Origin of the sequence: Nocardia donostiensis (assembly GCF_002081715.1) — a bacterium.
In the GTDB taxonomy this organism is placed as follows: domain Bacteria; phylum Actinomycetota; class Actinomycetes; order Mycobacteriales; family Mycobacteriaceae; genus Nocardia; species Nocardia donostiensis.
The window spans coordinates 153,270-179,419 of sequence record NZ_MUKP01000008.1 but is presented as its reverse complement, the minus strand read 5'-3'; the positions used below and the strand labels follow the sequence as shown (position 1 = coordinate 179,419).

The window sequence follows — 26,150 nt, the reverse complement described above, 5'->3', positions numbered from 1 at the left end:
ATCCGACCAGGTTCAAGTTCGGTGGCGATGGCTACTATCTGAAATCGGCCGCCGAGATGCGTGAGCTCTGGGACGACCAGGTGCCTGGGGCCTGCGACAACACCCTGTTGATCGCCGAACGGGTGCAATCCTACGACGAGGTGTGGGCGTTCAAGGACCGGATGCCGGTGTTCCCGGTGCCCGAAGACGAAACCCAGGCCAGCTGGTTGCGCCGGGAGGTCAAGCGCGGGCTGGAGCGGCGGTTCCCGAATGGTGTGCCGCAGGAGTACCTGTCGCGCGCCGACTACGAGCTCGACGTGATCATTGAAATGGGCTTCCCGGCCTACTTCCTGGTGGTCGGTGACCTGATCAACCATGCGCGCGAAGTCGGTATCCGGGTCGGTCCCGGCCGTGGTTCGGCCGCGGGTTCGCTGGTCGCCTACGCGCTCGGTATCACGAATATCGACCCGATTCCGCACGGTCTGCTGTTCGAGCGGTTCCTCAACCCGGAGCGCGTGTCGATGCCCGATATCGATATCGACTTCGACGATCGCCGCCGCGGTGAAATGGTGCGTTATGCCACCGAGAAGTGGGGTAGTGACCGGGTTGCTCAGGTCATCACTTTCGGCACCATCAAAACGAAAGCGGCGATCAAGGATTCGGCGCGGGTCCAGTTCGGGCAGCCCGGTTTCGCCATCGCCGACCAGATCTCCAAGGCGCTGCCGCCGCCGATCATGGCCAAGGACATCCCGCTGTCGGGGATCACCGACACCGAGCACGAGCGGTACAAGGAGGCCGCCGAGGTTCGCGAGCTGATCGGCAGCAATCCCGATGTCGCCAAGATCTACGAGACCGCGCTCGGGTTGGAGGGCCTGATCCGTAACGCGGGTGTGCACGCCTGTGCGGTGATCATGTCGTCGGAACCGCTGATGGATGCCATCCCGCTGTGGCGCAGGGCCCAGGACGGCGCCATCATCACCGGCTGGGACTATCCGTCGTGTGAGGCCATCGGCCTGCTGAAGATGGACTTCCTCGGCCTGCGCAACCTCACCGTCATCGGCGACACGATCGACAACATCAAGACCAACCGCGGCATCGACCTCGACCTCGACACCCTCGCACTGGACGACGAAGCTACCTACGCGATGCTCGCCCGCGGCGACAACCTGGGTGTCTTCCAGCTCGATTCAGCGGGCATGCGCGATCTTCTGCTCCGCATGGCGCCGACCGAGTTCAACGATCTCATCGCATCGAACGCCCTCTATCGCCCCGGCCCGATGGGGGTCGGAGCGCACTGGGCGTATGCGGACCGCAAGAACGGCCGTGAGGCCGTCGTGCCGATCCATCCAGAACTCGACGAACCGCTCCGCGGCATCTTGGGCGAGACGTACGCGCTGATCGTCTACCAGGAGCAGATCATGCAGATCGCTCAGAAGGTGGCCGGCTACTCCCTTGGACAGGCGGATCTGCTCCGCCGTGCGATGGGTAAGAAGAAGCCCGAAGTGCTCGCTGCCGAGTTCGAGAATTTCCGCAACGGTATGCGCGGCAACGGCTACAGCGACGAAGCAGTTACCGCACTGTGGGAGGCTGTTCTGCCGTTTGCTGGCTACGCTTACAACAAGTCACACGCCGCTGGATACAGCCTGGTCATGTACTGGACCGCGTACCTCAAGGCCAACTACCCGGCCGAGTACATGGCCAGCCTGCTCACCTCCGTCGGTGACGACAAAGACAAGTCGGCGATCTACCTGGCAGACTGCCGCAAGAGGGGCATCACCGTGCTGCCGCCCGACGTCAACGCCTCGCGCGTCGACTTCGTGTCGGTCGGTGCGGACATCCGCTTCGGCCTTGGTGCAGTCCGCAACGTCGGCACCAACGTGGTGTCGTCGATCATCGCGACCCGCGAGGAGAAGGGGAAGTTCACCGACTTCTCCGACTACCTCAACAAAGTCGACGCACTCGCGTGCTCGAAGAAGATCACCGAATCCCTCATCAAAGCAGGCGGATTCGACTCGCTCGGCCATCCGCGCAAGGGCCTGATGCTGGTACACACCGACGCCATCGACGCGGCGATGTCCACCAAGAAGGCCGAGGCGATGGGTCAGTTCGACCTCTTTGGCGGAGACGATGCAGACGAGTCGAGCACGTCAGTCTTCAACGTCAAGGTGCCCGACGAGGAGTGGGACACCAAGCACAAGCTCGCCCTCGAACGCGAGATGCTAGGCCTGTATGTATCGGGCCACCCCCTAGAGGGTATCGCCGCAGCGCTCACCACGCTCACGGACACCTCCATCGCTGCCGTGCACGCCGGGAAGGTCCGCAACGGCCAGAAGATCGTCATCGGCGGCATCGTCGCGGCGGTCGACCGCCGCCTCAGCAAGAAGGGCGAGCCGTGGGCCATCGTCGAGATCGCCGACCTCGACGCTGCCACCGAGATACTCGTCTTCTCCTCGATCTACACCAGCTTCCAGCACGCTCTCACCGAAGACTCGATCCTGCTCGTCACCGCGAACGTCAACATCCGCGAGGGCAGGACGTCAGTCGTCGCAGTCGATATCTCCACACCCGACCTGGGGAATGGTGGGCCATCCTCCGCCCCGATAACCCTTACCCTCCCGGTGCACGCATGCACGCGACCCAACATCGAAGCCCTTCGTGACGCCTTGCAGCGCCACCCCGGGGACACCGACGTGCACATCGTGTTGATCGGCAGCACGACGACCCGGTTGGCGACAGACCCGAAGTTCCGGGTTCACAAGACTCCAGCCCTATTCGGAGATCTCAAGGCCTTGTTCGGAGCCAATTGCCTGACAACAGCTGCTGCTACAGCGAATGCGTAGATCGGGTCAGCGAGCTGTCGACCGAGTCGCACTCGCCGAGAGCCATATCTCCATTCCCACCGACAAAGGCGCCGACCCCGAGAAGGCGTTGCGCGAATTCCGGCGCATCACCCGCCCCAGCGGCGTGAATGGGCGGGTTTCAGGCGGCCTCCTCGGTGTTGGCGGGTCGATCGGTCGTTCTGCGAGTTTCGCTGGGTAGCAGTTCGTCGAACTGCTGGTGGATGTCGAGCAGTAGCGGGGTGCCGCTCGGGTCGTGTACTTCGTAGTGCGTCCGCAGGGCGGGCCTGGCTGTATCAGTTGTGTTTCGCCTCGTAGCGCAGCAGGACCGTGCCGCCCGGGAAGGTGCGGTTCTCCACCAGCCGCAGCGATATCCATGACGGCAGTGTCGGGAAGAATGGGGTGCCGCCGCCCACGGCGGTAGGCGTGACCACGATCCGGTACTCGTCCACCAGTCCGGCCTGCACGATCGGTGCGGCCAGCGTCGCGCCGGCCACCTCCAGTCTGCCGTCGGTTTCGGCTTTCAGTTTCGTCACCACCTCGACCGGGTCGCCGCGTTCCAGGCGGGAGTTCCAGTCGACCGACTCCAGGGTGCGTGAGAACACGACCTTGGGCATGTCGCGCCAGATGCGGGCGAAGTCGACGGTCCGAGGGGTGGCGTCCGGAGCCTTGTCAGCGGTCGGCCAGTACGCGGACATCAGTTCGTAGAGCCGCCGCCCGTAGAACGACAGGGCGGTCTCCCGCTCGAAGTCGTTCCAGTACTGGAGGAGCTCTTCGCTCGGATCGGACCAGTCGATGTTGCCGTGCGCGTCGGCGATGTACCCGTCCACCGACACGTTGAAGCCATAGATGAGTTTGCCCATGGAGATCAGACTGCACCGGCGGGTAGAACTCATCGCGCCGCCACACGAGATATCGTCAAATCCTTGTAGAAGGGGCGAGCGTCGGGCGGAATCCTTCGTAGTTGACGAATCGACCGGTTGTTCTACGGTTTCCTTCTCGAACTCGGCTCCGGTCCGAACGAGGGCGACCAGGTGCGTCGCGTTCACGGCGTGCCAGCGTACCTCAGCGGCCTCGATCAGCTTGAACGCCATCGCGAGCCTGGCCACCCGCGAGCCCGGTCCCTTGGTTGCCCTGCTTCTTGAACGCGCTGTCGTGAAAGTAGATTCGATGGGATTCGTCGTGGGCAGATGAATCCAGTGCTCTGCCGGGTAGTTGTAGAACCCCAGGAGTACGTCGACGATCTCGGAGACGGCCTTCGGGGATTTCGCGCCGTAGTCGCGGTCGAACGCCTCGGTCGCCGCCCGCATCAACCGCCCGACCTGGTCACGGCCCAGATCATGGCCGGCGCGACGGACGGTGTGCCAGAGTTTGCGCACCCACAGCTGCCACAATTGTGTCATATGTCCGTCAGGCACCATCCGAGGCGACGTCCGACAGGTCGTCGCCACCGCGGATGACCTGCAGCAGTCTGTCGGGTCATCTGCCGTGACCATCCCTTTCACGCGCCTTGCCCTCGCTCCGACGACACCCGCGCATCTGCATGAGATTCATCAACCGGCCAGCCCACGGGCAGGGGCCCGATAACGGAAGAGTCGTCTCGCAGCGACTCATCGCCACGCTCGAAACCTCCTATCGCGTCCGCCGCCGGAGCACCGAACGGCCACGTACCCCGTGACAACGGCGGCACAGATGCCGGGGACATAGTCGCCGAACCGGACGTAGGGCGTATCCACCGCGTGAACGGGTATGTCGACCAGTAGAACGCCGTGCTCGTCGGCGGACATCGCCCCGAGACGGTGACCGCGCGCGTCGAACGCCGCCGATTCGCCCGTCAGGGCGGCCGCGGCGACCGGGCGCCCGCTCTCCGCGGCCCGCAGCGCACCGAACGACGCCAGCTGCGCGGGCGCCCAACTCCCCTGGAATGTGGCCGTCGAAGTCTGGTACACCAGCAGGTCCGCCCCCGCCCGCGCCTGCGCGCGCCCCAGGTCCGGGAAAGTCTCCTCGAAGGAGATCAGCGGTCCGATCCGGACACCACCGGCTTCCATCACGACCAGCCGGTCGCCGGGCTGCCGGTTCTGCGCCGCCGCGGCGGTGATGTCGCTGAGCCAACCGAGTTGATCACGGAACGGGACGTATTCGCCGAACAGAACCAGCCGGGTCTTGCGGTAGGTGGCGAGGATTCCGCGATCGTCGATCAGGACGGAGGTCTTCGTGATCGCACCGGAGTCGCCGACCAGCGCATCGACGTTGACCAGCAGGTCCGCCCCGGTTGCTGCGGACAGCGTGCTGAGCTGGCGGCGCAGTGCAGGATCAGCGGCCAGGTCGGTGCCGACGCTGCTCTCACCCCACACCACGAGGTCGACCGGCACGCCGATCTCCCGGGACAGTTCTTCTTGAGCCGAGAATAGATCGCCGTGCACGATCCCCGGCTGCACGAGTGCAACGGCCACGACCCCGGCCGGCGGCTCAGCGGGACGACTTACCGACCAGAGCGGACCGGACGTGACCGCCACGATCGCGATCATCGCCCCGACGGTCCGGGCCGCCACGCCGCCGACCACGCACAGCGCAGCTCCGATGTTCGACGCCACGATCGCGAAGCTGACCAGCCACACCCCGCCGATCGCGGCGAGCCCGAGCACGCCGGGGTGCTGCCACTGGGTGGCGCCGAGCAGCGACCATGGGCCACCGAGCCACTGCCACGACCGGATCGCCTCGACCAGCACCCACCCTGCCGGCACGACGACCGCGCCGGCTGCCGCTCTGCTGCCGGTGAGCGGGGCCCGCAACGCGTCCCATGCCAGCACCCCCCATCCGGTCCACAGCAACGCGAGCACGCCCACCGCCAGCGGGAAGAACCAGATCAGGTTCGGCGCCACCCAGTACTGCGTGCCCGCGAGGAACCCGACACCCGCCAGCCAGCCGCGCAGCCCGGCCTCACGCGCGGTGACCGCGGCACGCAGCAACAGCACCACCGGTACCAGCGACACCCACGCGACCACGCTGAGATTCGGCGCGGGGAACGCCAGCAGCGGCAGCGCTCCTGCAGCCGCCACCGCAGCTCGTGGCATCCACCGTCGACTTGTGGCGCCGGCTGTCCAGTCCGGTGCGTGGCGCCTGCGAGCCACTGCCGCCCGGAAAAAGGCCCCGTTGGGCACAAGATCCATTCTATGGAATTCAGGCGAGCCCGGCCGCTCTACACACGGACCGCTATGCCTCACCGGCGTAGGCCGCGTGCAGCACCTCGAAGTGGGCCGCTGAACATCACGCTCCTGTCGGGCGGCGAGCTCGGTGACGTGACACCAACACCAGATGGCGCACCCAGCCGGGACTGCTCTGCCCAGGCCATGCCTGATCTCCCTGCTGGTCAGGCGCTCCGTGAACTTGGTTGTTTTGTGCGCCATTGCTACCGGGACCCCCGATCCGTTACCGGGGCAGAGTTTCGGGGGGTCGGCCAGTTCGACACGCCTGCCGCAGCTGGAACGACGACTCACCGACATCACATCGGATCTGGGCCATCACCCCCGAACACGCCGACAGGCAGCAGGTTTTCGCCGGAACGATCGACGACCGCCCCACCGGCCACGGCACCGCCAACGGCGGCGACACAGAGACGGACTTCCGGTAGCTTCAGACTCTCTGTCAGGCAGGAGAATACCGGCGTTCACTGCGCCGGGTGATCGACCCTGGTGTCCTGCTCTGCCGGCCGAGAACCCGTGATCCCCTCATCGCTGCACCTGAGGCTTGCGCGGCCGTTGCGGCTGGTGGGTGACGGAAATGTGGGGGCGGGAACTCTGGATGTGGGGATCACCGGCAAGGATCTTCTCGAAGACGCGGCCGCGCCGGCCGAATCGATCCTGGATCTGGGGTTTGCGCGTAGCACGTTCTATTTCGCGGCGCGCCCGGACGGGCCGAAGTCGGTGGCGGATCTGGCGGGTAAGTCGGTAGCGACCTCGTTATCCGGGGCTGGTGCGCAAGCACCTTGCGCAGGCCAGGGTGGCGGCCAACGTCGTGGTATTGCAGAGGGCGGTGGAGAACGCCGTCGAACACCTGCGAATGGACGAGCCCGCGCTCGTCCATCCAGATCGCCTCGAAACCTCCCGGTACGCGCTCGATCTCGCCGAGTAGCCCGAGCCGCCTGTGGCGCGGCTTTGCATCGAGGACCGATCATTCGGCTGCTGTCGCGAAAGATTGTCGAAGTGTCGAAGGCGGCCGAGTTGCTCGGCTGTGAGGGTGTCGTCGGCGTAGCTGCTGTCGGTATGTGCTGGAGGCGGTGACGTCACTGTCGGTCCTCGAGTCGTTTCAGTGATCGAAGGTCAGGACGGCCTTGGTGACCTCGCCGTGGTGGGCGGCGTCGATGGCCTTGTTGATCTCTTCGAAGGCGAATGTTTGGATCATCTTGTCGAAAGGAAACCGGCCTTCGCGGTAGAGCGAGATCATGAGCGGGATGAACTCAGACGGGATGGAGTCGCCCTCGATGACGCCGATCAGCGACTTGCCGAACAGGAGTTGCCCGTGATCGATGGTGATCTCGTTCGGAATGCCCTGGAAGCCGACAGTGGCGCACACTCCCGGTGTCTGGAGCGATTCGAGGGCGCTGCGCACGACGGACGGCAGCCCGATGCAGTCGACGGTGTACTCGGCGCCCGTTCCTCCGGTGATGTCGCGGATCGCTTCGACCGCATCCCGTTCTGCGGAGTTGACGGTGTGGGTGGCCCCGAGTGCGCGGGCCTGTTCGAGGCGGGATTGCTGGATGTCGACGGCGATGATCGTCTCGCAGCCGGCGACTCGCGCCGCCAGCAGTGCGGCCAGCCCTACCGATCCGACGGCGAAGATCGCGATGGATGAGCCGGGGCGCGGCTCGAGGGTGTTCAGTACCGCGCCTGCTCCGGTTTGAATTCCACATCCGAGGGGGCCGAGAATTTCCAGTGGAAGGTCGTTGTCGACCTTGATCGCGTTGCGCTCGGTGACGACCGCGTGCCGGGCCCAGGAGGATTGGCCGAACCAGGAGCCGAGGATGGGAGCGCCGTCCTTCCTCAGCGGCGTTGTTCCGTCCAGGCGCGCGCCGGTCATGTTCATGCCCATGAAGTCGCGGCAATGCTGCGGGATCCCCCGCGTGCAGTTGTCGCACCTACCGCAGAAGCTGTAGGTGAGGACCACGTGGTCGCCGGGGGCCAGCGCGGTAACTGCGGAACCGACTTCGCGGACGATTCCAGAGCCTTCGTGGCCCAGAACAATCGGGGTCTGTCCCTCGGCGGGTGCGGCGATCACGCCGAGGTCGGTGTGACAGATGCCGACGCCTGCCATCTCGACCAGAACTTCGTGCGCTGCGATCGCCGCGATGTCGACATCCTCCACGACGAGCGGGGAGGCGGCGGAATGAAGGATGGCTGCTGTGGTTTTCACGAATTCTCCTGGTTCTTGGCGACGCTCTCGACGGCGTCGAGCTCCGCGAGTTTGCGGCGCATGATCTTTCCCGACGCTGTAGTAGGCAGGTGGTCGACGAAAACCACTGCGCGGGGACGTTTGTACGGGGCGAGGCTGTCTCGGCAGAAGTCGATGATCTCTGTTTCGGTCAGCCCGATTCCCGCTTTGGGCACGACGTAGGCGACGGCTATCTCGCCGCGGACCTCGTCCGTTCGCCGTCCTACGGCAACCATCGCGACTCCGGGGTGGCCGGCCAGGACTTGTTCGATCTCGGCAGGGTAGACGTTGTAACCGGCCGTGAGGATCATGTCCTTGATCCGGTCCACGACGAAGTAGTGCCCGGTGTCGGCGGCGTAGGCGACGTCGCCCGTTCGTAGCCATCCACCGGGGAGGACGACTTCCTCGGTGGCCTCCGGGTTCGCGAAGTAGCCCAGCATGACCAGTGGGCCCCGGACCTGTAGCTCACCGGGTTCGCCGATGCCGACCGAGGTGGCGCTGCCGTCGAGGGCCGCGATGCGGATCTCGGTGCCCGGCAGTGCGACGCCGATGGAGCCGGGCACCGCGGGTGCATATGGACTGTGGGTGGTGCCGAGCCCGGCCAGCTCGGTCATTCCCCACAGTTCGATCAGGGGTACTCGCGACCGTTGCTGCCAGGCCCGCATGGTCTCCGGTGCGATCGTCTGCCCGCCCACGGTCGTCATCCGCAGGCTTGTCAGATCAGCGGTGGCCGATGTCTGCTCGGCGAGCAGCATCGAGTACATCGCCGGCACGCCTTCGAAAATGGTGGCGCGCTCGGTTTCGATCGAACGCAGCGCCTCGGCGGCGTTGAAACGTTCCATCAGGACCACGGTCCCGCCGGCGAGGAAGGTGGCGTTGATGGCGACGTTGCCGTAGACGTGGGCGGCGGGTAGGCCGGTGACCACGATGTCGTCGCTGGTGCGGAGGTGCATCGTTGCTGTGAGCGCGCAATTGAGCAGAATCGCGCGATGCGATTGCATGGCGCCCTTGGGGTGGCCGGTCGTCCCGGAGGTGTAGGCGATCGCGCAGAGGTCACCGGGCCGGGGCCGGTGGTCGATGAACCCCTCCTCGTCACGCTCCGTGAGCAATGATGCGAAGGTCTCGGCCCTGTCGTACCTGGGGTGGTCGCCGAACTGGACGAACAGTTCAATGGATGCGACGTCGGGCAGGATCGCGGCGATCTTGTCGGCCTGCGCGGCACCGGCGAGCACGGCTGTCGTCTGGCAATCGTTCAGCACGTATGTCAGTTCCGGTCCGGTCAGCATCACGTTGATCGGATTGACCACCGCGCCGGCGCGAAGGGCGGCATGGTAGCCGACGATCCACTCCCAGCTGTTCTGCCCGTAGAGCGAGACGACGTCGCCAGCGCCGATGCCTCGGTTGCGCAATGCTGCCGCGACCCGTCGGGACATCGACTCCAGGTCTGCATAGGTGAAGCGCCGATCCCCGGCGACGAGTGCCACGTGCTGCGGTTGGCGACGAGCTGCGTGCGGAAGGATTTCCCCTGGTCCGGCTTCGGGGGCGAAGACGGTGGGCCAGGACAGCGAGGTAGGCATCAGATCCGTCACGAGACCGACCCGCTCGCTTTGTTCAGCGTGATCGTCTGGTGGTTGGTGTATTCGGCCAGGCCGTGCAGGGAGTTCTCCGCGCCGATTCCGGATTGCTTGTGTCCGCCGAAGACCTGGTGCGGCGAGTACTGGTGGACCTCGTTCAGCCACACGGTGCCGGCCTCGAGCCGCCGACCGATCCGCTGGATCGCGTCGAGATCCTCGCCCCACACGGTAGCGCCCAGGCCCCAGACGGTGTCGTTGGCGCGGCGGACGACGTCGTCTTCGTCGGACCAGCGCAGCAACGGCACGATCGGCCCGAAGGGCTCCTCGGCCACCAGCCGGGAGTTCTCCGGGGGGTTGTCCACGATCGTCACCGGCACGAACCAGCCTTCGGCGTCGGGATCGATCCGGCCGCCCAGGGCGAAGGTGTAGCCGTTGGCGGCGCAGTCGTCGAAGTACTCGGCTACCTTGCGGTACTGCGGCTCGTTCTGGATGGGGCCGAGTTCGGTGTCCGGCTGGGCGCCGTTGCCGACCTTGACTGTGCGGGCGAAGGCCACGAGTTCGTCTCGCACGGCGTCATAGACGCTGTCGTGCACGTAGACTCGCTTGGCGGCGTTGCAGAACTGGGCGTTGTTCTGGAACGCGGCCCAGAACAGCTGCGGTGCGACCTTCTTGGGATCCACATCGCCGAGCACGATGGCCGGATCGTTGCCGCCGAGCTCGAGGGTGATCCGCTTCAGGGTCCCCGCCGCGGAACGCATGACATGCTTGCCGGTTTCGGTACTGCCGGTGAAGGCGATCTTGGCGATCCGATCGTGCGCGGTCATCCACTTGCCGAGATCGTCGTCACCGCTCAGTGCGCTGAGCACGCCCGGAGGCAGCAGATCCTGCACGAGTTCGACCAGCTTGAGATCGCACAGAGGGGTGAACGGCGAAGGCTTGACGATGATCGTGTTGCCGGCGACCAGCGCCGGCGCGATCTTCCACACCGCGAGCAGGATGGGGAAGTTCCACGGAACGATCGCCGCCACGACACCGAGCGGGGTGCGGCGGGAAATCACCCGACGCTCTGCCGTGTCCTCGACGACGTCCTCCGGCAGCGACTGCTTGGCGACCTCCCGGAACCAAGCAATCGAGCCGTAGACCTCCCACTCGGCCATCGCGCGCGGTTTGCCCTGTTCGGCGGTCAGCAGCGCCATGAAGTCCTCGGCGCGCTCCTCGAGCCGGTCCCCGATCGCGGCCACGAGCGCCTGCCGCTCGGCAAGCGGGGCGGCCGACCAGGTCGCGAACGCCTGGTGGGCGGCGTCCACCGCGCGGTTGAGATCCTCGCGGGTTGCGACCGGTACCTGGGCGATCACCGACCGGGTCGCGGGGTTGAAGACATCGGACGTTTCCGCCCCCTTCACCGACTCACCGTTGATCGTCATGACGAACTCGGCTCCGACCCCGACCTGTACCGACTGGCCCACTGTCATCGTTGACTCCTCGATCGTGTGTTGCGCATCACTGTGATGCGATGCAGACCATGGTGCTGCCGCCGGCGCCGGAGGCTGTGTTCCGATTACGAACATTTCCCGGAAATGGCGACACGGTCCGCCGCGGCCTGGCGACGGTAGACTCCACTCGCCCGTTCGAAAGAGATGCCACCTCGATGACCGCTAGTTCGATGGAACCCCGTTTACGCCCAGAGATCGCCGCGGCCTGGAAACGTGCAGAATTGTTCGGGTTGGATCCCGGGATGCCTGTGCGCGAAAGCACGTTCGTCAGCGATTTCCACCGTCGCAGTCGGCTCGTCGTGGCCGCCGAACCTGTGTTGGATCGGATGATGGACGAGCTGGCCGACACCCGTTTCTCGGTGCTTCTCGGCGACCGCACCGCCAGGATCATCGAGCGCCGTGTGGCACAACGAGAGCTCAATGGCGCGTTGGACCGCGTGCTCGCAGCCCCCGGATTCCAGTACCTCGAGGAGTCCAGCGGTACCAACGCGCTCGCCACCGCCTACGAACTGGGCAAGCCCATCGCTGTCTCCGGAGACGAGCACTACCTCGAGTCGCTACGCCAGTTCTGCTGCTTCGGCGCGCCGATCGTCCACCCGATCGCCCGTCGAGTCGTCGGCGTTCTCGACATCACCGGACCGGTCGACCAATCGACGGCACTGCTAGGGCCGTTTCTGATGCGCGCTGTTCACGACATCGAGCAGCGCCTGCTCGAAGGCGCAAAAGTCACCGAGCAACGTCTCCTCGCCGCATTCCAGACTCACACCCGAAACACCCGCCACCCAGTGGTTGTCTACGGAGACAACGTCCTGCTGAGCAACGCGGCTGCGGTCGATCTGCTCAGGGCAGCCGATCACGCCGAACTGCGGATGCTCGCCTCCGCCGTCGACCCCCGCACGGCGGTTCACCGCCACCTGACCTTGGCCTCGGGAGCCAATGTCCGGGTCACCGCCAGCGCTGTCCCCGACACTGCTGGGGGCGTCATCTTCGATCTCGTTCCCGCCGAATCTGCATCGCCCTCGCCCGGCTCCTCGCCGCCCGCCGCGATATCCCGGCGCAGACAACTCGTCATCGGAGAACCCGGCACCGGTCGCACCACGACGGCTCGCGAGATCGCAGGCCCTGACGCCGCCTATTTCACCGCTATCGACGAGGACGCCGAGGGCCGATGGCTACGGTCGGTTCGGCAGGCATTGAACGACTCCCCGCAAGTGGTGATCGACGACATCCACGCCCTGACGCCACGAGCAGCAACCCTTCTCGCGCCCGCCGTCCGCGCATCCGCCGGCGAGGTGGTGATGGCAACATCACCACTGTCCGATGAGTGCACCGAGCATGCTGCCCTGGCCGCGGAAGCGCTCCACCGTTGCGAGTTACGGCCGCTGCGCGCCCACCGTCAGGGCTTCCACACGTTGGTCACGGAGGTACTGGAGCGTTTGAAACCGCAGTCCGGCAAGGGAATAACGCCATCGGCACTCAGTGCTCTGGCCGCTCATTCCTGGCCGGGGAACTTCCGCGAGCTGGAATCGGTCCTCGCTCACGCGTGTTCCCGCGCTCCGGTCGGCGACATCACCGAACGGCACCTACCTGAGACATATCGGTCGCCGTCCACACGTCCACTCACCTTGATGGAGAACGCTGAACGGGACGCCATCCTTGCCGCCTTACGCAAGGCGGACGGCAACAAGGCTGCTGCGGCGGCCGAGCTGGGAATCGGACGCACCACCCTCTACGCCCGGCTACGTCGCTACCGCATCCACGCGTGAGCGCTGGCCGAGCGGTCCATTCGATGTGATTCTCCTCGAGGCGATCGAGCCTGGAGTGGGCTCGTCGTAGGTATCGTCCACTTTCTCGTCGCCGGTGTGGGCCGATCCAGCGCGTCTCACATCATCGAGTTCAAGCAGGAATCGACCGGGCGTTTCCCGCCGAAAATGGTTGATGAACCGCTGAATAGGCATAGCCGCTTGCCCTGAGGACGGTGGCTCGTGCGTATCTCCACTGCAACACTTCGTGGAACGATTACCGATTCAGCGCACATCACCGTCCGCCTCGCCGGCGTGGTGGATATGGCTCGTGACGACGGCGGGGTCTACCTGCACGGTTCGGAAACGTGATCACCGGCATCGAATTCAGCGACGATATCACTGAGCTCAGCTATTCCGAGGTCGCGCAAGCCCTGGTCGAGGCGGTTCGGAAAGCCTCGGCGGAGATCACCCGGAAGTCCATGGACCTGATGGCACCACTCGAGGCGGAACGGGCCGGAATACCCAAGCTGATCCATCTACTCGAGCAGTTGTCGATCGATTCGCCCGGACTGCAGATTCCGGAACCGATTGCGACCCCGTTCGATCTTCCGAAAGCCGGCCAGCGGCGGCAGTTCGCTGATGATAGCGCCTCACCTGATGCGGACGCCGAGAGTGGCCGGGACGGATGCGACTCGATCACCGAGCCGGTTGATGAGGCCGAAGTCCATCAATGGCTGTGGACCTGCCCACGGACCTGGAATGGCTGGTCGACATGGAATGGCCGGATGGCGATGAAGCCCAGATGCGGTCATGGTACGAAAGCGCCTAGGGTCCAGTGCCTTGACCTGTTCATTGAGGCCGTCATTGGATTCGTACAGTTCGCCTCCACCCGCCCGTCGGTGAGGGCGAGTAGGCGCTGTTCGTCGGGCTGATCGACTGCCAGGAAGTCGTCTTGCCGGGGTATGCCCGGACATTATCAGGTTCTCGAGTGCAACAGTCGAATGCCCAGCGCCATAGCAGCCGCCGCAGCGAGCCCGAGCGCGGCCGCCATTGCCGAGGCGACGGTAAACCCGAATGCGCTGGCGAGTGCACCAAAGGCGAAAGGTGCAATGGTCGCACCAGTGTAGATGCCGACTTGCACGGTATGCCCGGCCTTTTCCGCGCGCCCAGGAAGCAGGTGCAATGTCGTGGCCAGTAACAGCCCGGTCCAGCCCCAGCCCGCGGAGAAGGCCAGCACCGCTCCGCTGACGAACATCGCTGGTGTTCCGACGGCGATCGAAGCGAGGCCGAGTGCCCCGGCGAGCATCATGGCGGTGATCACCGCAGGATTGTGGCTCGGCGCCCGATCCGACAGCGCCCCGGTCACCAGTCGCACTACCACGGCGAGGATCGCGCTAGTCGCCAGTAGGTTCCCAGCGACGGAGGCCGCTGTACCAGAGTGCTGACCGAGCTGGATGAAGTAAGACGCCACTGCGTTGTTGCCGGTCGCCGACAGTCCTGCCGCCAGCGCCCACAACAACAGGATCCGGCGTACATGTGGTGTGTGGGAACCGGCGGCGACCGGGCGGAGCGGCAGTGGCGAGTTCATGCACCGGGTCGCGCCCGTGAATACCACTGGAAGGAGGGCTACCAGTCCGGCAATGCACATAGCGGTGCGCCATCCGTGTGACGGAAGTACGAAGGCGACAAGCAATCCGGGAACAAGCGTGGCGGCGCCGAGCGCGGCACCCACCAGACCCGCCGCCAGCGAACGGCGGCGAACCGGTATCCGGGTGGCGATCACGCGACCTGCAGCCGGCTGGACCAGCCCATTGGTGAATCCGCCGGCAATCAGTACCGCGAGCAAGGTTGCGAAGCCGGTGGTTCGCGACAGCGTGATCATCACCGTCGATGCGGCGATTCCAGCGGTTGCCAGAATCAAGGGGACAGGAAGAGCAGCGGCAAGTCGGGTGGCAGCCGGCGATCCGAGCGCCGTGGCGGCATAGAACGCACTCATTGCCAGGCCGAGAGAGGTGTGCGAGATATGGAGGTCGGCTGCGATGGGTGCGGCGAGCGCTCCCACGGTGAAACCGGGCATCACCGTGACCGTTGCAACAAGGGCTGTGGTGGACACTGCGGGCCATGGGCCGGTGAGCGTAGGTGTCGAGACCAATCGCATCATGATGTTCGCACCACGACTCAGGCGGGGATCGGCCGCCATGCCGGGCTGGCGCCGTCGAGCACGACCCGGCCGAACACCACATCGGCGAAATGCACGCCGAAGCCGATTGTGGCGGGTCGGGCCAATTCGGCCACCAGTCGGCGCCGGAACTCGGTGGACATGCCGTGGTCGTGATCGGAGGCTGCCGACCATTCGGGATGATCGACCTGGATCGGTGAATGCAGTGCGTCTCCGAAGGCGATGAGCCGCTGGTTGCCTTCGGTGATGATGTAGCCGGTGTGGCCGGCGGTGTGGCCGGGCGTGAACATGACCTGCACCCCAGGAAAGATCTCTTCACCATCGGTTACGGTGCGTACCCGCGGTTGCAGCCGATCGAGGATTTCCCTGGTCGTGCCATGTGCTTCGACCAGTCGGCGTTGTGTCCATTCTGGCTCGGAAACAAGGTATGCGGCACGAGTGAAGGCAGGCTCGGTGCTCCCAGGTGCGGGATGCCAGGCCCACCCGACGTGGTCGATGTGGAGGTGAGTGAAGGCCACCGCTTCGATCAGCGCGGGATCGCGACCTAGTGTTGCCAAGTTCTTCAGCAGTGCACCGCCGTGAATTGCGCCGTGCGGATTGCCGGGTTGCGCAGGCACTGCCTGCGGCCCGAATCCGGCGTCGATCAGCAGTGCGCGGGTGCCGTGCTCCACGAGGAGCCCGCCGATACTGCCGACCAGGTTGCCGGATTCGTCGAGGTATTCCGGGTGGGTGGCCCACACTTGGCCGGTGGTGTCGGGAAGCCATCCCTGTGGGGTGAGTTGGACCGATCCGTCCGGTACGTAGGTCACTGTCGTTTCGCCCAGCTGGACCGACCGTATGGTCGCGGTCTGCCGTAGTCGTGTGTCGCTGTCGGATGTCGAGTTCGCCATGTTTCGTCCTTGTCCGGGCTGAGATGCGGCCACAGTCAGATGGCAGCGAGGACGACAATAAGCTCATGAATTGAATGTTTCAAGCTTTAATTATTATTACTTGACCTACCTTGCTACGCTGGGGACATGACCACACCGGACCCTCAGCTCGTCGCCGAGCGTGAACTCTGCGGGCTCGTGAACGGGCTGGCCCGCCGGATAAGCGACCACGTCCGGGAACGCGCGACCACGCTGGGCCTCACCGGGGCGCAGGCCACGGCGCTACGCGAGATGACCGGGCCGATGACACTGAGCGAACTGGCCGAACGGATGAGTTGCGAACCGTCCAACGCCACCTTCGTCGTCGACAAACTGCAGCAACGCGGCCTAGTCCAACGCCGCCCGCATCCCACCGACCGTCGCGCGAAGCAGCTGGTCCTCACCGCTCAGGGGACCAGCCTGCGGGAGCAGCTGATAGCGCTTCTCGTAGAGGAGTCCCCGCTGGCGGGATTGACACCCGCACAACAGAAGTCCCTGCACCAGCTGCTGGAACAAGCCGTCGCCGGGCGGTGACCGCCCTGCCCGCCACAGACCTCGATCACCCGAGGCCGAACCGGGGGTAGGGGAGCGCGGGCAGGTGTTTCTCGCCGCCCCAGGGCGAAACCCTCGGTGGCGTTGAAGGACATCGACCCGACCACGCGGCACGCCTCCGTGCGCAGCCTGGCGAAGTACACCAGGGTGTCGGCCGAGGCGCGACCAGCACGCCAGAGCGGGAAGTTCACCAAGAGCCACGACGCGTGGTGGGCCGCGGTCCACAAAGCCCACGGCGAACGCGACGGCACCCGCGCGGTCATCGAAATTCTTCTGCTGCACCGCAATATGCCCCACGAGCAGATCGTCGCCGGCCTGGACGCCGCGCTGTGCGCGGGAGCACTCACCGCCGACGCGGTCGTGCTCGAGGCCCGCAAAGCCGCCGAATCCGCACCAAGGCTGGCCCACGTGGTCGATCTCCCCGAACCCGACCCGGACCCGATTCCGTCGCTGACCGCCCGCCGCCTGGCGCAACTACCACCGGACACCCGGCCCCTGCCGTCGGTCGCGATCTATGACCAGTTGCTCCGCATCGCCAAACCGAAAATCGCAGCAGGGAATCCCTAGATGACCAGCCCTGGCCCCCGTCGTCACGGCATGAGCGACCAGGCCGCCGACGCCGCCGTCGGCCAGGCATGCCAGATGCTGCGGCTGCCCAGCATCCGCTCCCAGTTCAACGACATCGTCGAGACCGCGACCCGCGAGCAGCTCAGCTATCGAGCGTCCTCAATTGCCGAGAGACACTTGACGCGTCCACAGTATTCAGCCACCGTCCGCGCGAGCACTGCCGGTGAGATGACCATCGGCTCACAAGAGCCAGCAACTGCCCGATGCTGTAGAGGAGATCTGCGGCGCTACCCGGTAGAACCGTGCCATTTTATGTGCTGTCCACAGCGGATCGACCATCTCGGGTGTACCTCGATTCTGATCGAACCCCGCGATGTCACAGCTCGGCTCCAGATAGGGCAGGTGCGCAGTCTCGTTCATAACGTGAGCTACGTCCTGGCAAAACTGGGCCACCGCAGTCAACGGCGGCAGATCGGCATTCAGGCAATATGTCCAGCTACGCACCTGAGGAGTGCGCTTCGGTTGCGCAGACGCTGGGTATAGGGCTTGGCGGCCGATTGCCTCAGGCATAGCGGAGCCGCGCGGATGGAATGGATCTGGCGCAGGCATAAGCCGACGGATGTGGCTTCGGAACTCGGCATCGATTGAACGATGTGGCAGGATAGTGCCTCTGGAGGGACGATTGGACCCGTGAGCCTCCAGAGGCATCGCAACGCGATAGCTAGACCGCGTGCTGTGCGACCTTCACCAATCGCCGGAAAGCGACTTCACCTCTCCTGGCTACGCAAGGCGGAAAAGTGTCGTGTTGCTCATGCTCCGAGATGGTTCCGTGCTGGTCGACGTAGCGTCCCGTGACGGGACGCGTTGACCGCTCTTCCAAGTGCCTCCTGGGCCGAGAGGGTAGTGGCGCCTTGCCATGCTGGTTTCCTTTCTCTGTGGGGATGACTGGCTGGATGGGCCGGGTCTGATCAGGTGTTGCGGATTTGTGTTGGTTGCCTAATCGAAGATTCAGGTCTCCTGTGGGATGAATGGTGGTTGGCGAGGGCATCGCCGCTATCAAGGACCTCACCGACGGCCTCGGCGCCCACAGCGTCATCGAAGCCGTCGGCACCCGTGAATCGATGCTGCAGGCCATCGGCTCGACCCGCCTCGGCGGCCATATCGGCTTCGTCGGCGTCGCCCACGACGTCGCCCTGCCCCTGGACAACCTCTTCTTCGCCGAGGTCCACCTGCTGGGCGGCCCCGCGCCCGTCCGCCGGTTCCTGCCGGAACTGATCGACCTCATCTGGAATCGGAAGATCAACCCCGGCAAGGTCTTCGACCAGGTACTTCCGCTGGACAAGGCGGCCGAGGGCTACCGGTCCATGGAGGAACGCAAGGCGATCAAGACGATGCTCACTCTGTGACCAAACGGGCCACGCTGCCACGTCCAACTCGAAGGGCACAGGCGCGGCGAACTCGCGTCGGCAAGACGCCGACAGGTCGCCCCCAGCATCCCGCTGACACTCAACTGACCAGGGAAATGCGTTAGGCGAACTTTCAAGGCCTTGCACATGCTGTGGTCGGCCGACAGCGAACCCCTACCGATCCCAGTGTCGGCTTCGATGGCTCCATGGCCCGACCAGTGGATGTGGCGGTACCAGGTGGTCGGAATCACTTCCGCCTGGGGGCGCCCATCCAACGGGTCATGATTGCGGCCGGTCTGTAGTGGCGCTGACGGCGTTGCGCATCTGCGCCTGGGCGAGGTCTGCGTTCGTGGCGGGGTCGATAACTAGCAAGCGGAGACGCTGTTCGTGCGGGCCGAAGGCATACATCACGTGGGGTGGCTGGTCTGGGAGCGGCCCGGTGACCTGTATTCCGTCGGGGGCGTCGATGCGGCGTTGGGACAGACTCAGCGCATTCCAGTCGAAGCTGATGCGGGCGGTCGCGCCCAGTCGCGGGGTGAGAGCGGTGACCAAGTCGTGCAGTTCGGTGGTGAGATTGTCTGTCCTGGGCCACCAGGCGCCGTCGACGACGCCGGATTCCTCGTCCCGGTCGCGCAGCAGCAGCCGCGGTGTGCGGGTCGGGGTGTCGAACGGTTGCCCTCCACCGGCAGTGGCCTGGAATCGGCCGAGGCCGCGGTCTGCGGCAGCATCGCTGCTGTTCGGGGGCGGGTTCTGTGCCATATCCGGCCTCCAGTAAGGGTCGGGGATCACGGGATGGAACTGCGCCGGTCTGCCGGGTTGACTGGTGCGAGGTGCCCGCCTTCGTCGTCCCAGCGGTGTAACGCGGCGTTCTGGTTGCGTTCGAGACGGTGCCGAGTGTCGGCGGCCACGAGTTCGCCGGCAGTGAGTTCGTTGTCCAGCCGGGATGCGGCCGACAGCAACGCCTGCGCGGTGTCGGTAGCAGTAGCCGCCGGGATAACCAGGAGGACGAGGCGGGTGCGGTCGAGGCCCAGGACACAGAGCGTGTGGGCGGGCAGGTGCCGGTATCCGTCCAGGCGAACCGACTGCCCGCCGAGCATTGTGTGCCTAGGGGCCGGCTGCCAGGTGTCCAGGTTGTACATGATGCGGCCGACGCTGCCGGCTCGGCTGCCCAGTAGCGTCTGCAGGTCGGCCATTTCGGCGACCAAGTTGTTCGTGTGGGGCCACCAGGCCCCGCCGACTGCCCCGGGACGGGAGCGGCGCGGTGTCGGTAACCGGTGTGATAGGGGTAGTCGGTCACGGAGGGAAAAGCGTGCAGAGCGGTCCAGCAGGATCGGCTCGTGTTGTGGCGTCATCACGACGCTCCTGACCGGGCCCGCGTGGCGGGCCCTGTGCATTGGCCGGGCGACAACGAGGCTACGGCTCGTCTCGTACGAAAATCCCCCGGCATTTCTTATCCTACCTGCGTCCGCGCGGCGGACACCGGGCCGATAGCGGGCCTACGTCCGCGCCGACGTTCGAAGCGTCGCAGGAACCTCTCCGTGGGTGTCGGCCCGTCGGTCCTGGACACCGTGCATGAACCCGGCGTTGACTGGGGGAGGTAGGCACTACTCCAGGCTTAGGAGGCGTCATGATCATCTTTGGGCTCGTCGTTCTGCTCGCCGCGGTGATCATCGCGGTGGCCGGGGTGCTCGGCAACGCCGGGACCACGCACACGCTGACCGACAACTTCTCCGTGTTCGGATACCACGTCACCGGATCGACCGGAACATTGTTCCTCTACGGCATCATCGTCGGCGCGGTCGCCGCGGCCGGGCTCGGCGTGCTGCTCGCCAGTGCACGACGGACCTCACGCCGCGGCCGTCTCGCCCGCCGTGAACTGAAGCGAACCCGCGAGACCACCGCAGGGCCGGACAATATCCGCACTGTCACGACAACTGCCGACAGCCCCCGCTCATGGCGGCACCCATTCGGAGGCCATCAGGCCACCGGCACGACCACCGCCCCACGCTGAACAGGACACGCGTTTGAGCGAACACACCCAGCTGCTGCATGCATCCCTGCGGCCGCGGCAAACTAGAGCTATGACGTTATCGGCCGACGGTAACCAATGACCATAAAGGATCGAGCCTGGGATCTCGGGTACGCGGCCGGCTGGCAGCTGGTCCGCTCCCTGCCGCAGCGGCCGGCGATGCGACGGGGTGCATATGCTGATGATGGTGTCATCGGTGCCGGACTTCAGGCACGCGGACACGCTCCTGAGAGCTGTTGCGGGCCTGTTCCAGGCCAATGACATCGACTACGAGCCGTCACGGCAGAACGGCCATGAGCAGGTCGAGGGCTTGTTCTTCTTTCGCGGGTTCACCTACCTCGTGGAAGCACAGTGGGGAGGAAAAGCCCACCGCCGCCCAGCTCGCCGACGTCAAACTCGAGGTCGATGGCGAGCTCGACAGCACGCGGGCCTGTATGTCGATAGTCGGGTTCGACGATGACGTCATTGGCCGGTTCGCGAGCTGGTCGCCTTCACACCCCCAACATCATCTTCATGTCCGGTATGGATTTGGCGTTGATCTTCGGTGGCGCCGTCGAGTTGGTCGATGCCTTGCCGAAGAAGATCGATGCGGCTGAGAGCCGCGGAAAGTTTCAGTTCGACCTGACTGCATAGCCGAGCTGTTTGCGGCGGGTGGGGTCACGGTTGGTCCGTCCGTTTGCGACCAATCGACATATGCCAGTTCTTCTCCTACGTGGGTGTCGTATCGGCCGTTGACGAGTGCGGTCCTGCTGGCTGTGCCGGGCACCAGTGCTGGGTTCGACATATGCGCCGCCTACACCCGCCTGGCGTCCTGAGCACACGTCAGAACAGGCACAGCTGGTCAGGATTCGGAGCTCGGTGGCGCTTGGCGCTCTGCGTTGGGGCCTGACCATCTGTTCGTGCTGACGCAGTAGGGAGGGCGTTCGTTGCTGCTGGGTCGGATGGCGGAGAGGCCGGTGGATGCGTTGTTGCTGGTGGTCGGTATCTAACGCGCTGGGATGGCGGGCAGCTCGGGATCTCGGTGGGAGTGGTGTCTGGTGAGACTGTGTGGCCGCAGTCGACGCAGGTGATCGGTTGCCGCATCGTTCGGGCTCGCCGGAACTGTGGAGCATCGGTATAGACCGGGCGATGGCCGATGGTCATGAATTCGTTCTGGAGCCGGATCCATAGCAGGTGAGCGAGCGCCTGGGGATCGGCGGTCGGTTCTCGTGGGCCGGTGTCAACCGCAACCAAGGTGGGCCCGGCGGCGGGCGGGACGGGATGTGTGTGCGTCGGAGCGGTCAATGGAGTGGTGTGATTGCGCTGGTCGAGCCTTTGCCGGCGACGTGTTCGGAGGAGTTCGTGTTCGTGGTGCAGCGCGTCGGCCAATGACCGTTGTAACTGGGTGGGGATCGCGAGGCCGCGCGGGGTCAAGGTGAGGTCGTCCAGACGGCACGGGTGGGGGACCAGTTCGTCGTAGAGGCATGGCGGCAGGTGCGGGACGCGGTGGGTGATGTCGTGCTCGGTCGGCGGTTCTGGCCACAGGCTTCGGTGTGGGGCCCCGACCATCACGGTGGCGGCACGCTGGGTGGGGTTCAAGGTCCACAATTGTTGAGGGCTGTTGGGATCGCTGAGCGCGACCCAGTGTGGGTGGTTGGCGGGATGCCAGAACCACACGTCGACCATGCCGTTGCGTTGATAGTCGCGGTGCCGGTGGACCCATTCCGTATCGGTCATCGGCCCGCCCTGGATTTCGAGGGCGACTTCGCGGCGATCGGCAAAAACGACGCGGACATCGGCGCGGCGTTCGCGGTTGGGCAACCACACCTCGGTGTCGGCCTCGACCACGCCCGGTTGGCTGCGGGCCCACTCGGCCAGCACCGCCTTACCGGTCAAGTGCCACAGCGTCTCAGGATGATGCCGGCCATCGGCTGGCGCCTGCCCGGGTGGATGGGCGAAGTGCGGTCGGTGCTGCCCGCCCAGGCGGGCGCGAACCACCACGGGCACTTCGTCGCCGAACTCGGTGAAACAGGCCGCGCATACCAGCGACCTGTCACCGGTGAGGCTCTTGCCCTTGAGTTCTTGCACGTGCGGGTCGGCGGGATCGGTTGGCGCGCAAATGTACTGCCCGCACGAGAGATCAAGCGCGACCGTGAGTTGATCGGAGAAACCCACTCGGACACCCCTTGTCGAATAGACGGTGAGCCCTCCGGCGAACGCGGGAAGGCTACGGCGGGCCGCTCTATTCGAGAAAGACGTGGGTTCGGCTGAGTTCAGTTCGGGGAGCCTGGAACGGCTGACATATCAATGTGGGCATGTAACGCCGAGTAGGTGTAAAGGTTTGAGCATGTGCTGTGCGGCCGGTAACTCCACGGTAGAGCGAACTGATCGTCTTGTCGAGAAAGCCTGTCAAACAACACGTTCCGAGCTCAATCAATCGATATTCACCCACTGGAGATGTCGGACGGCCCCCTTGGTCGATGGGGGACGAACGAGAGCACAGATCCACGGTGTCGATGCCGGAGGCACGGCGCATCGACACCGACCCACCGGTACGGATTCGCGCCGAGGACATCCCGACACAGCAGCATAGGTGGCCGAGCGGAAAACTTCGGTGCGTGGACTGCGATGCAGTGATACAGGCCGTGTGCTCTCCGTCGAAAGAGCAGACACGCCCGCACACCTCGGTGAAGCAGCGTGCACTAGGGCAATCATTTATTCATACGTAGATATGCGCATTGAAACATAGAATCGCCCTGCAACCCTGTCGAGTTCACAAACCACGAGATGACTCTCGACAGCCCCAACATGACCTGAAGCAGTCCGCCCCTTATAGGCGGGTGGCGAAAACGCTGTACTCGAGCTTTGATTGATGGTGGGAGAATCGCCGACGGGCCATTGGAGCAGCCATGCCGTCGTCCCTCTTCCATTCACCCCGCCCCACTCTCACCGGCCGCTGCTTTTCGTTCGGCCCGCCGTGCCGGCCGAGCGCTACAGCAACTTCGCGGAAGAACTTCGGCTCTGGCCTCGCGTATAGCGGGAACACTGTTTTGCCTGGTGGTGGGCCGTGTATCGCGATCGGCGGGAGTTGGACACTATGAGCCTGTCAAGGTCACGCCGACTCTCATCTGGTGTCGAGCAAGCCCTGGCGGGCTGCCGGTGCGAGACGCCCGAACCGGATGCCACGGTTCGGTTACTTCTCCTGTTCACGCCGGGTGAGAAGGAAAGCGATGTCGTTGCGGCCGGACCGGTGACCCGCGCTCAGCGAACCGCCCAGGGTCGTGAGCAGCAGATTTGTGTTTGCGAAATTCGCTCCAGGTGGGGGATCGTGTTGCCGGACGCCCGTGTGGCAGCGGTCGGTGCCCCTCGTCATGTGTGTTGACAACGGGCGGCGGGACTTCGGGGAGCCGATCACAGCTGTTTTTCCGGACGCTCTGCCGGAGTTGAACGCTGCTGCGGCCAGAGTTCTGCTTCGCATACTTCTCCGTCATGCTCGTGATCACCCCGCAGAGAGGACCGACGATGTCGACCGAGACCAATGAGTGGGCCGTACTGGATGAGCTCCTCGGCCTCGAACCAGAAGATGTGGACGTCAGCTCCGGCCAGCGCTTTGCGTTCTATGGGCGGTGTTCGACCGAGGACAATCAGGATCCGGAGACTTCGTATCGGTGGCAGCGGGGCAATGCCGAGAAGTTCGTGGGTGAGGCAGCGATCGTCGAGAGCTATTTCGATGTGGGGCAATCCCGCTCGGTGCCGTGGCATCGACGCGAGCACGGAGCGCGGCTGCTGGCCGATCTGAAGAACCCGGCGCGGGGGTGGTCGGCGATCGTGGTCGGGGAGGGAACACGCTGCTGGTTCGGCAACCAGTTCAGCCTGATCGCGCCTCGGATCGAGGCGCACGGTGTGCAGGTGTGGGTACCGGAACTAGGTGGGCGTTTCGATTCGCGCAACGTCACCCACTCGATGATGATGAGCATGCTGGGCGGGCTGAGTGAGTCCGAACGCCAGCACGTCCAGCAGCGGACCAGGGCGAGTATGGACGCCCAGGTCTTGAACGAGGGCCGCCATCGAGGTGGGCGGCCGCCGTATGGGTATGTGGTCGTCGACGGCCCACCGCACCCGAACCCGAACCGGGCAGCGGACGGGCTGCGGTTGCGCATTCTGGCTGTTGATGCGGCGACCGCTCCGGTCGTGCAGCGCATCTTCCGCGATTACCTCGCTGGTCGCGGTGACAAGGCGATCGCGATCGAGTTGAACCGGGAGAACATTCCGTGTCCGTCGGCGTATCGGCCCGAGCAGAATCGACATCGCTCCCGGGACGGTTGGCAAGCCAGCGCGGTGGCGGCGATTCTGCAGAATCCCCGGTATACGGGGTATGCGGTGTTCGGGCGGTGGCGCAAATGCGAGGAGTTGCTCGACCCCGACGATGTCGCGGCTGGTCACATCGTGCGGTTCCGGCGCTCGCGCGCTGATCGGGTCGTCCGATCGAAGCGGCCGGCGCACCCGGCCATCGTCTCGGTGGCGACCTTTACCGAAGCGCAGTTGGAACGGCGTCGGCGAGCCGGGGCAAGCAACCGGGCACGGGCGAAGCTGGAACGCACGCGGCGAGGTTCTTGCCGAACCTATTTGTTGAGTGGGTTGCTCAGATGCGATGCGTGTGGCCGGAAGATGCAGGCCGAGATCGTCCGCGACAGCGTCTACTACCGGTGCCGAGCCAAAACCATCGCGCCCGGCAGCGCGGTGCTGCAGGATCATCCTCGCACAGTGAACCTGCGCGAAGACCTCGTCATCGCTCCTCTGGATGGATGGTTGACAGGCCTGTTCGATCACGACCACCGAGAAGCGACCGTAGCCGCGTTGCTCGAGGCCGGGCACGACCACACAGGCGAGGTTCATCGCGAGATGCTGAGAAGGCGAGCCGCTGACGCCGATGCCCGCCTCGCGCGTCATCTCGCCGCTATCGAAGCAGGGGTTGATCCGCAAGCTCTGGTCGCCGCGATGAACGCCGCTCATGCGGACAAGGCCGCCGCCCAAGCCGAGCTGAACGTTCTGCCCAAACCCGAGCGTCTCACGGAGACAGAAATCCGGAAACTTATCGGGTCGCTCGGCGACATCAAGGCGGTCCTTGCCGCAGGTCAACTAACCGATAAGGCCCAGCTCTACCAGAGTCTGGGCCTTCAGGTTCGCTACCAACATCTACGTCATCGCGTAGTAGTTGGTGCTACCCCCTGTGGGGTTAGCACTGGTGTCCGGAGGGGGAGTGGACCACTACACCCACGCGCTGTCGGCCAGTGTGATGCTGTCTCTGGAGCCATGATGCCAGAGGAGTTTCTTGCAGTAGAGGGACGTGGGTAATACGGCTGGCTTTATGCCTGCTCACGGTACGGCTGCGCCGCAAGCGCGGGTAGTTGAACCGCTGCTCCGCGCTGGCGAGATCGTGCACCATCTGGTCGCGTTCGGCCGGCCGACATCGGC

The 26,150-nt window shown here is 65.0% G+C and carries 19 protein-coding genes and 3 pseudogenes; 11 read left to right on the top strand and 11 right to left on the bottom strand.

The genetic code is table 11. The features are described 5' to 3' along the window. Positions 1-2,819, top strand: a 2,819-nt coding sequence (gene dnaE, locus B0T44_RS08115) for a DNA polymerase III subunit alpha (protein WP_077117724.1), incomplete at its 5' end; no start/stop codon positions are given. Positions 2,820-3,112: 293 nt separating this feature from the next. Here the strand turns inward: dnaE and B0T44_RS08110 are convergent. From B0T44_RS08110 to lnt, 3 genes and pseudogenes are all read right to left on the bottom strand, one after another. Then, positions 3,113-3,679, bottom strand: a complete 567-nt coding sequence (locus B0T44_RS08110; RefSeq protein ID WP_077117780.1) for a dihydrofolate reductase family protein — start codon at positions 3,677-3,679, stop codon at positions 3,113-3,115. A gap of 108 nt (positions 3,680-3,787) precedes the next feature. Beyond that, a pseudogene (locus tag B0T44_RS26450) lies at positions 3,788-4,123 on the bottom strand (IS256 family transposase); the annotation flags it as partial. A gap of 303 nt (positions 4,124-4,426) precedes the next feature. Beyond that, positions 4,427-5,875 (bottom strand): apolipoprotein N-acyltransferase, encoded by a 1,449-nt coding sequence (gene lnt, locus B0T44_RS08105; protein WP_175648055.1) that lies wholly within the window; start codon positions 5,873-5,875, stop codon positions 4,427-4,429. Between the two features lie 633 nt (positions 5,876-6,508). Between lnt and B0T44_RS28510 the strand changes: the two are divergent. After that, positions 6,509-6,766: pseudogene (locus tag B0T44_RS28510) on the top strand (hypothetical protein); the annotation flags it as partial. 22 nt (positions 6,767-6,788) lie between these two features. Then, positions 6,789-6,947 (top strand): hypothetical protein, encoded by a 159-nt coding sequence (locus B0T44_RS27945; protein ID WP_245839580.1) that lies wholly within the window; start codon positions 6,789-6,791, stop codon positions 6,945-6,947. A 174-nt stretch (positions 6,948-7,121) separates the two neighbouring features. Here B0T44_RS27945 and B0T44_RS08095 read toward each other — a convergent pair whose 3' ends face one another. The 3 genes from B0T44_RS08095 to B0T44_RS08085 are packed head-to-tail and all read right to left on the bottom strand — an operon-like array spanning position 7,122 to position 11,289. Beyond that, positions 7,122-8,225, bottom strand: a complete 1,104-nt coding sequence (locus B0T44_RS08095) for an NAD(P)-dependent alcohol dehydrogenase (RefSeq protein WP_077117718.1) — start codon at positions 8,223-8,225, stop codon at positions 7,122-7,124. Further along, on the bottom strand, positions 8,222-9,820 hold the full coding sequence (locus B0T44_RS08090; RefSeq protein WP_077117778.1) for a class I adenylate-forming enzyme family protein: 1,599 nt from the start codon (positions 9,818-9,820) through the stop codon (positions 8,222-8,224). Before B0T44_RS08090 ends, B0T44_RS08095 begins: the two co-directional genes overlap by 4 nt. An 8-nt stretch (positions 9,821-9,828) precedes the next feature. Continuing rightward, on the bottom strand, positions 9,829-11,289 hold the full coding sequence (locus tag B0T44_RS08085; RefSeq protein WP_077117716.1) for an aldehyde dehydrogenase family protein: 1,461 nt from the start codon (positions 11,287-11,289) through the stop codon (positions 9,829-9,831). 176 nt (positions 11,290-11,465) lie between these two features. On the opposite strand from B0T44_RS08085, the gene B0T44_RS08080 reads away from it, so the two are divergent. From B0T44_RS08080 to B0T44_RS08075, 3 genes are all read left to right on the top strand, one after another. Then, complete coding sequence (locus B0T44_RS08080) at positions 11,466-13,076, top strand: sigma-54-dependent Fis family transcriptional regulator (protein ID WP_175648054.1); 1,611 nt, start codon at positions 11,466-11,468, stop codon at positions 13,074-13,076. A gap of 219 nt (positions 13,077-13,295) precedes the next feature. After that, positions 13,296-13,424 (top strand): hypothetical protein, encoded by a 129-nt coding sequence (locus B0T44_RS27940; protein WP_254893664.1) that lies wholly within the window; start codon positions 13,296-13,298, stop codon positions 13,422-13,424. Then, positions 13,421-13,987: a hypothetical protein gene (locus B0T44_RS08075; RefSeq protein WP_077117712.1), complete on the top strand. Its 567-nt coding sequence runs from the start codon at positions 13,421-13,423 to the stop codon at positions 13,985-13,987. Before B0T44_RS27940 ends, B0T44_RS08075 begins: the two co-directional genes overlap by 4 nt. Positions 13,988-14,031: 44 nt before the next feature. Here the strand turns inward: B0T44_RS08075 and B0T44_RS08070 are convergent, their stop codons facing one another. After that, on the bottom strand, positions 14,032-15,216 hold the full coding sequence (locus tag B0T44_RS08070; protein WP_175648053.1) for an MFS transporter: 1,185 nt from the start codon (positions 15,214-15,216) through the stop codon (positions 14,032-14,034). 17 nt (positions 15,217-15,233) lie between these two features. Continuing rightward, on the bottom strand, positions 15,234-16,124 hold the full coding sequence (locus B0T44_RS08065; RefSeq protein WP_077117708.1) for an MBL fold metallo-hydrolase: 891 nt from the start codon (positions 16,122-16,124) through the stop codon (positions 15,234-15,236). A gap of 126 nt (positions 16,125-16,250) precedes the next feature. Here B0T44_RS08065 and B0T44_RS08060 point away from each other — a divergent pair, with 126 nt between their 5' ends. From B0T44_RS08060 to B0T44_RS08045, 3 genes and pseudogenes are all read left to right on the top strand, one after another. Next, entirely contained in the window at positions 16,251-16,676 is a 426-nt protein-coding gene (locus B0T44_RS08060) for a MarR family winged helix-turn-helix transcriptional regulator (RefSeq protein ID WP_077117706.1), read from the top strand. Positions 16,677-16,772: 96 nt separating this feature from the next. After that, complete coding sequence (locus tag B0T44_RS08055) at positions 16,773-17,261, top strand: hypothetical protein (RefSeq protein ID WP_175648052.1); 489 nt, start codon at positions 16,773-16,775, stop codon at positions 17,259-17,261. Positions 17,262-18,301: 1,040 nt separating this feature from the next. Beyond that, positions 18,302-18,667: pseudogene (locus tag B0T44_RS08045) on the top strand (zinc-binding dehydrogenase); the annotation flags it as partial. Between the two features lie 279 nt (positions 18,668-18,946). Here B0T44_RS08045 and B0T44_RS08040 read toward each other — a convergent pair. Together B0T44_RS08040 and B0T44_RS08035 are read right to left on the bottom strand one after the other, a co-directional pair. After that, on the bottom strand, positions 18,947-19,426 hold the full coding sequence (locus B0T44_RS08040) for a DUF5994 family protein (RefSeq protein ID WP_077117704.1): 480 nt from the start codon (positions 19,424-19,426) through the stop codon (positions 18,947-18,949). A 26-nt stretch (positions 19,427-19,452) separates the two neighbouring features. Further along, positions 19,453-20,019: a DUF5994 family protein gene (locus B0T44_RS08035; RefSeq protein ID WP_139347868.1), complete on the bottom strand. Its 567-nt coding sequence runs from the start codon at positions 20,017-20,019 to the stop codon at positions 19,453-19,455. 275 nt (positions 20,020-20,294) lie between these two features. Between B0T44_RS08035 and B0T44_RS08030 the strand changes: the two genes are divergently transcribed. After that, entirely contained in the window at positions 20,295-20,678 is a 384-nt protein-coding gene (locus B0T44_RS08030; protein WP_077117702.1) for a hypothetical protein, read from the top strand. A gap of 840 nt (positions 20,679-21,518) precedes the next feature. On the opposite strand, the gene B0T44_RS28505 is transcribed toward B0T44_RS08030, so the two are convergent. After that, complete coding sequence (locus tag B0T44_RS28505; RefSeq protein ID WP_438269019.1) at positions 21,519-22,556, bottom strand: competence protein CoiA family protein; 1,038 nt, start codon at positions 22,554-22,556, stop codon at positions 21,519-21,521. Positions 22,557-24,197: 1,641 nt separating this feature from the next. On the opposite strand from B0T44_RS28505, the gene B0T44_RS08015 reads away from it, so the two are divergent. After that, positions 24,198-26,030, top strand: a complete 1,833-nt coding sequence (locus B0T44_RS08015; RefSeq protein ID WP_077117696.1) for a recombinase family protein — start codon at positions 24,198-24,200, stop codon at positions 26,028-26,030. The last annotated feature ends 120 nt before the right edge of the window (positions 26,031-26,150 follow it).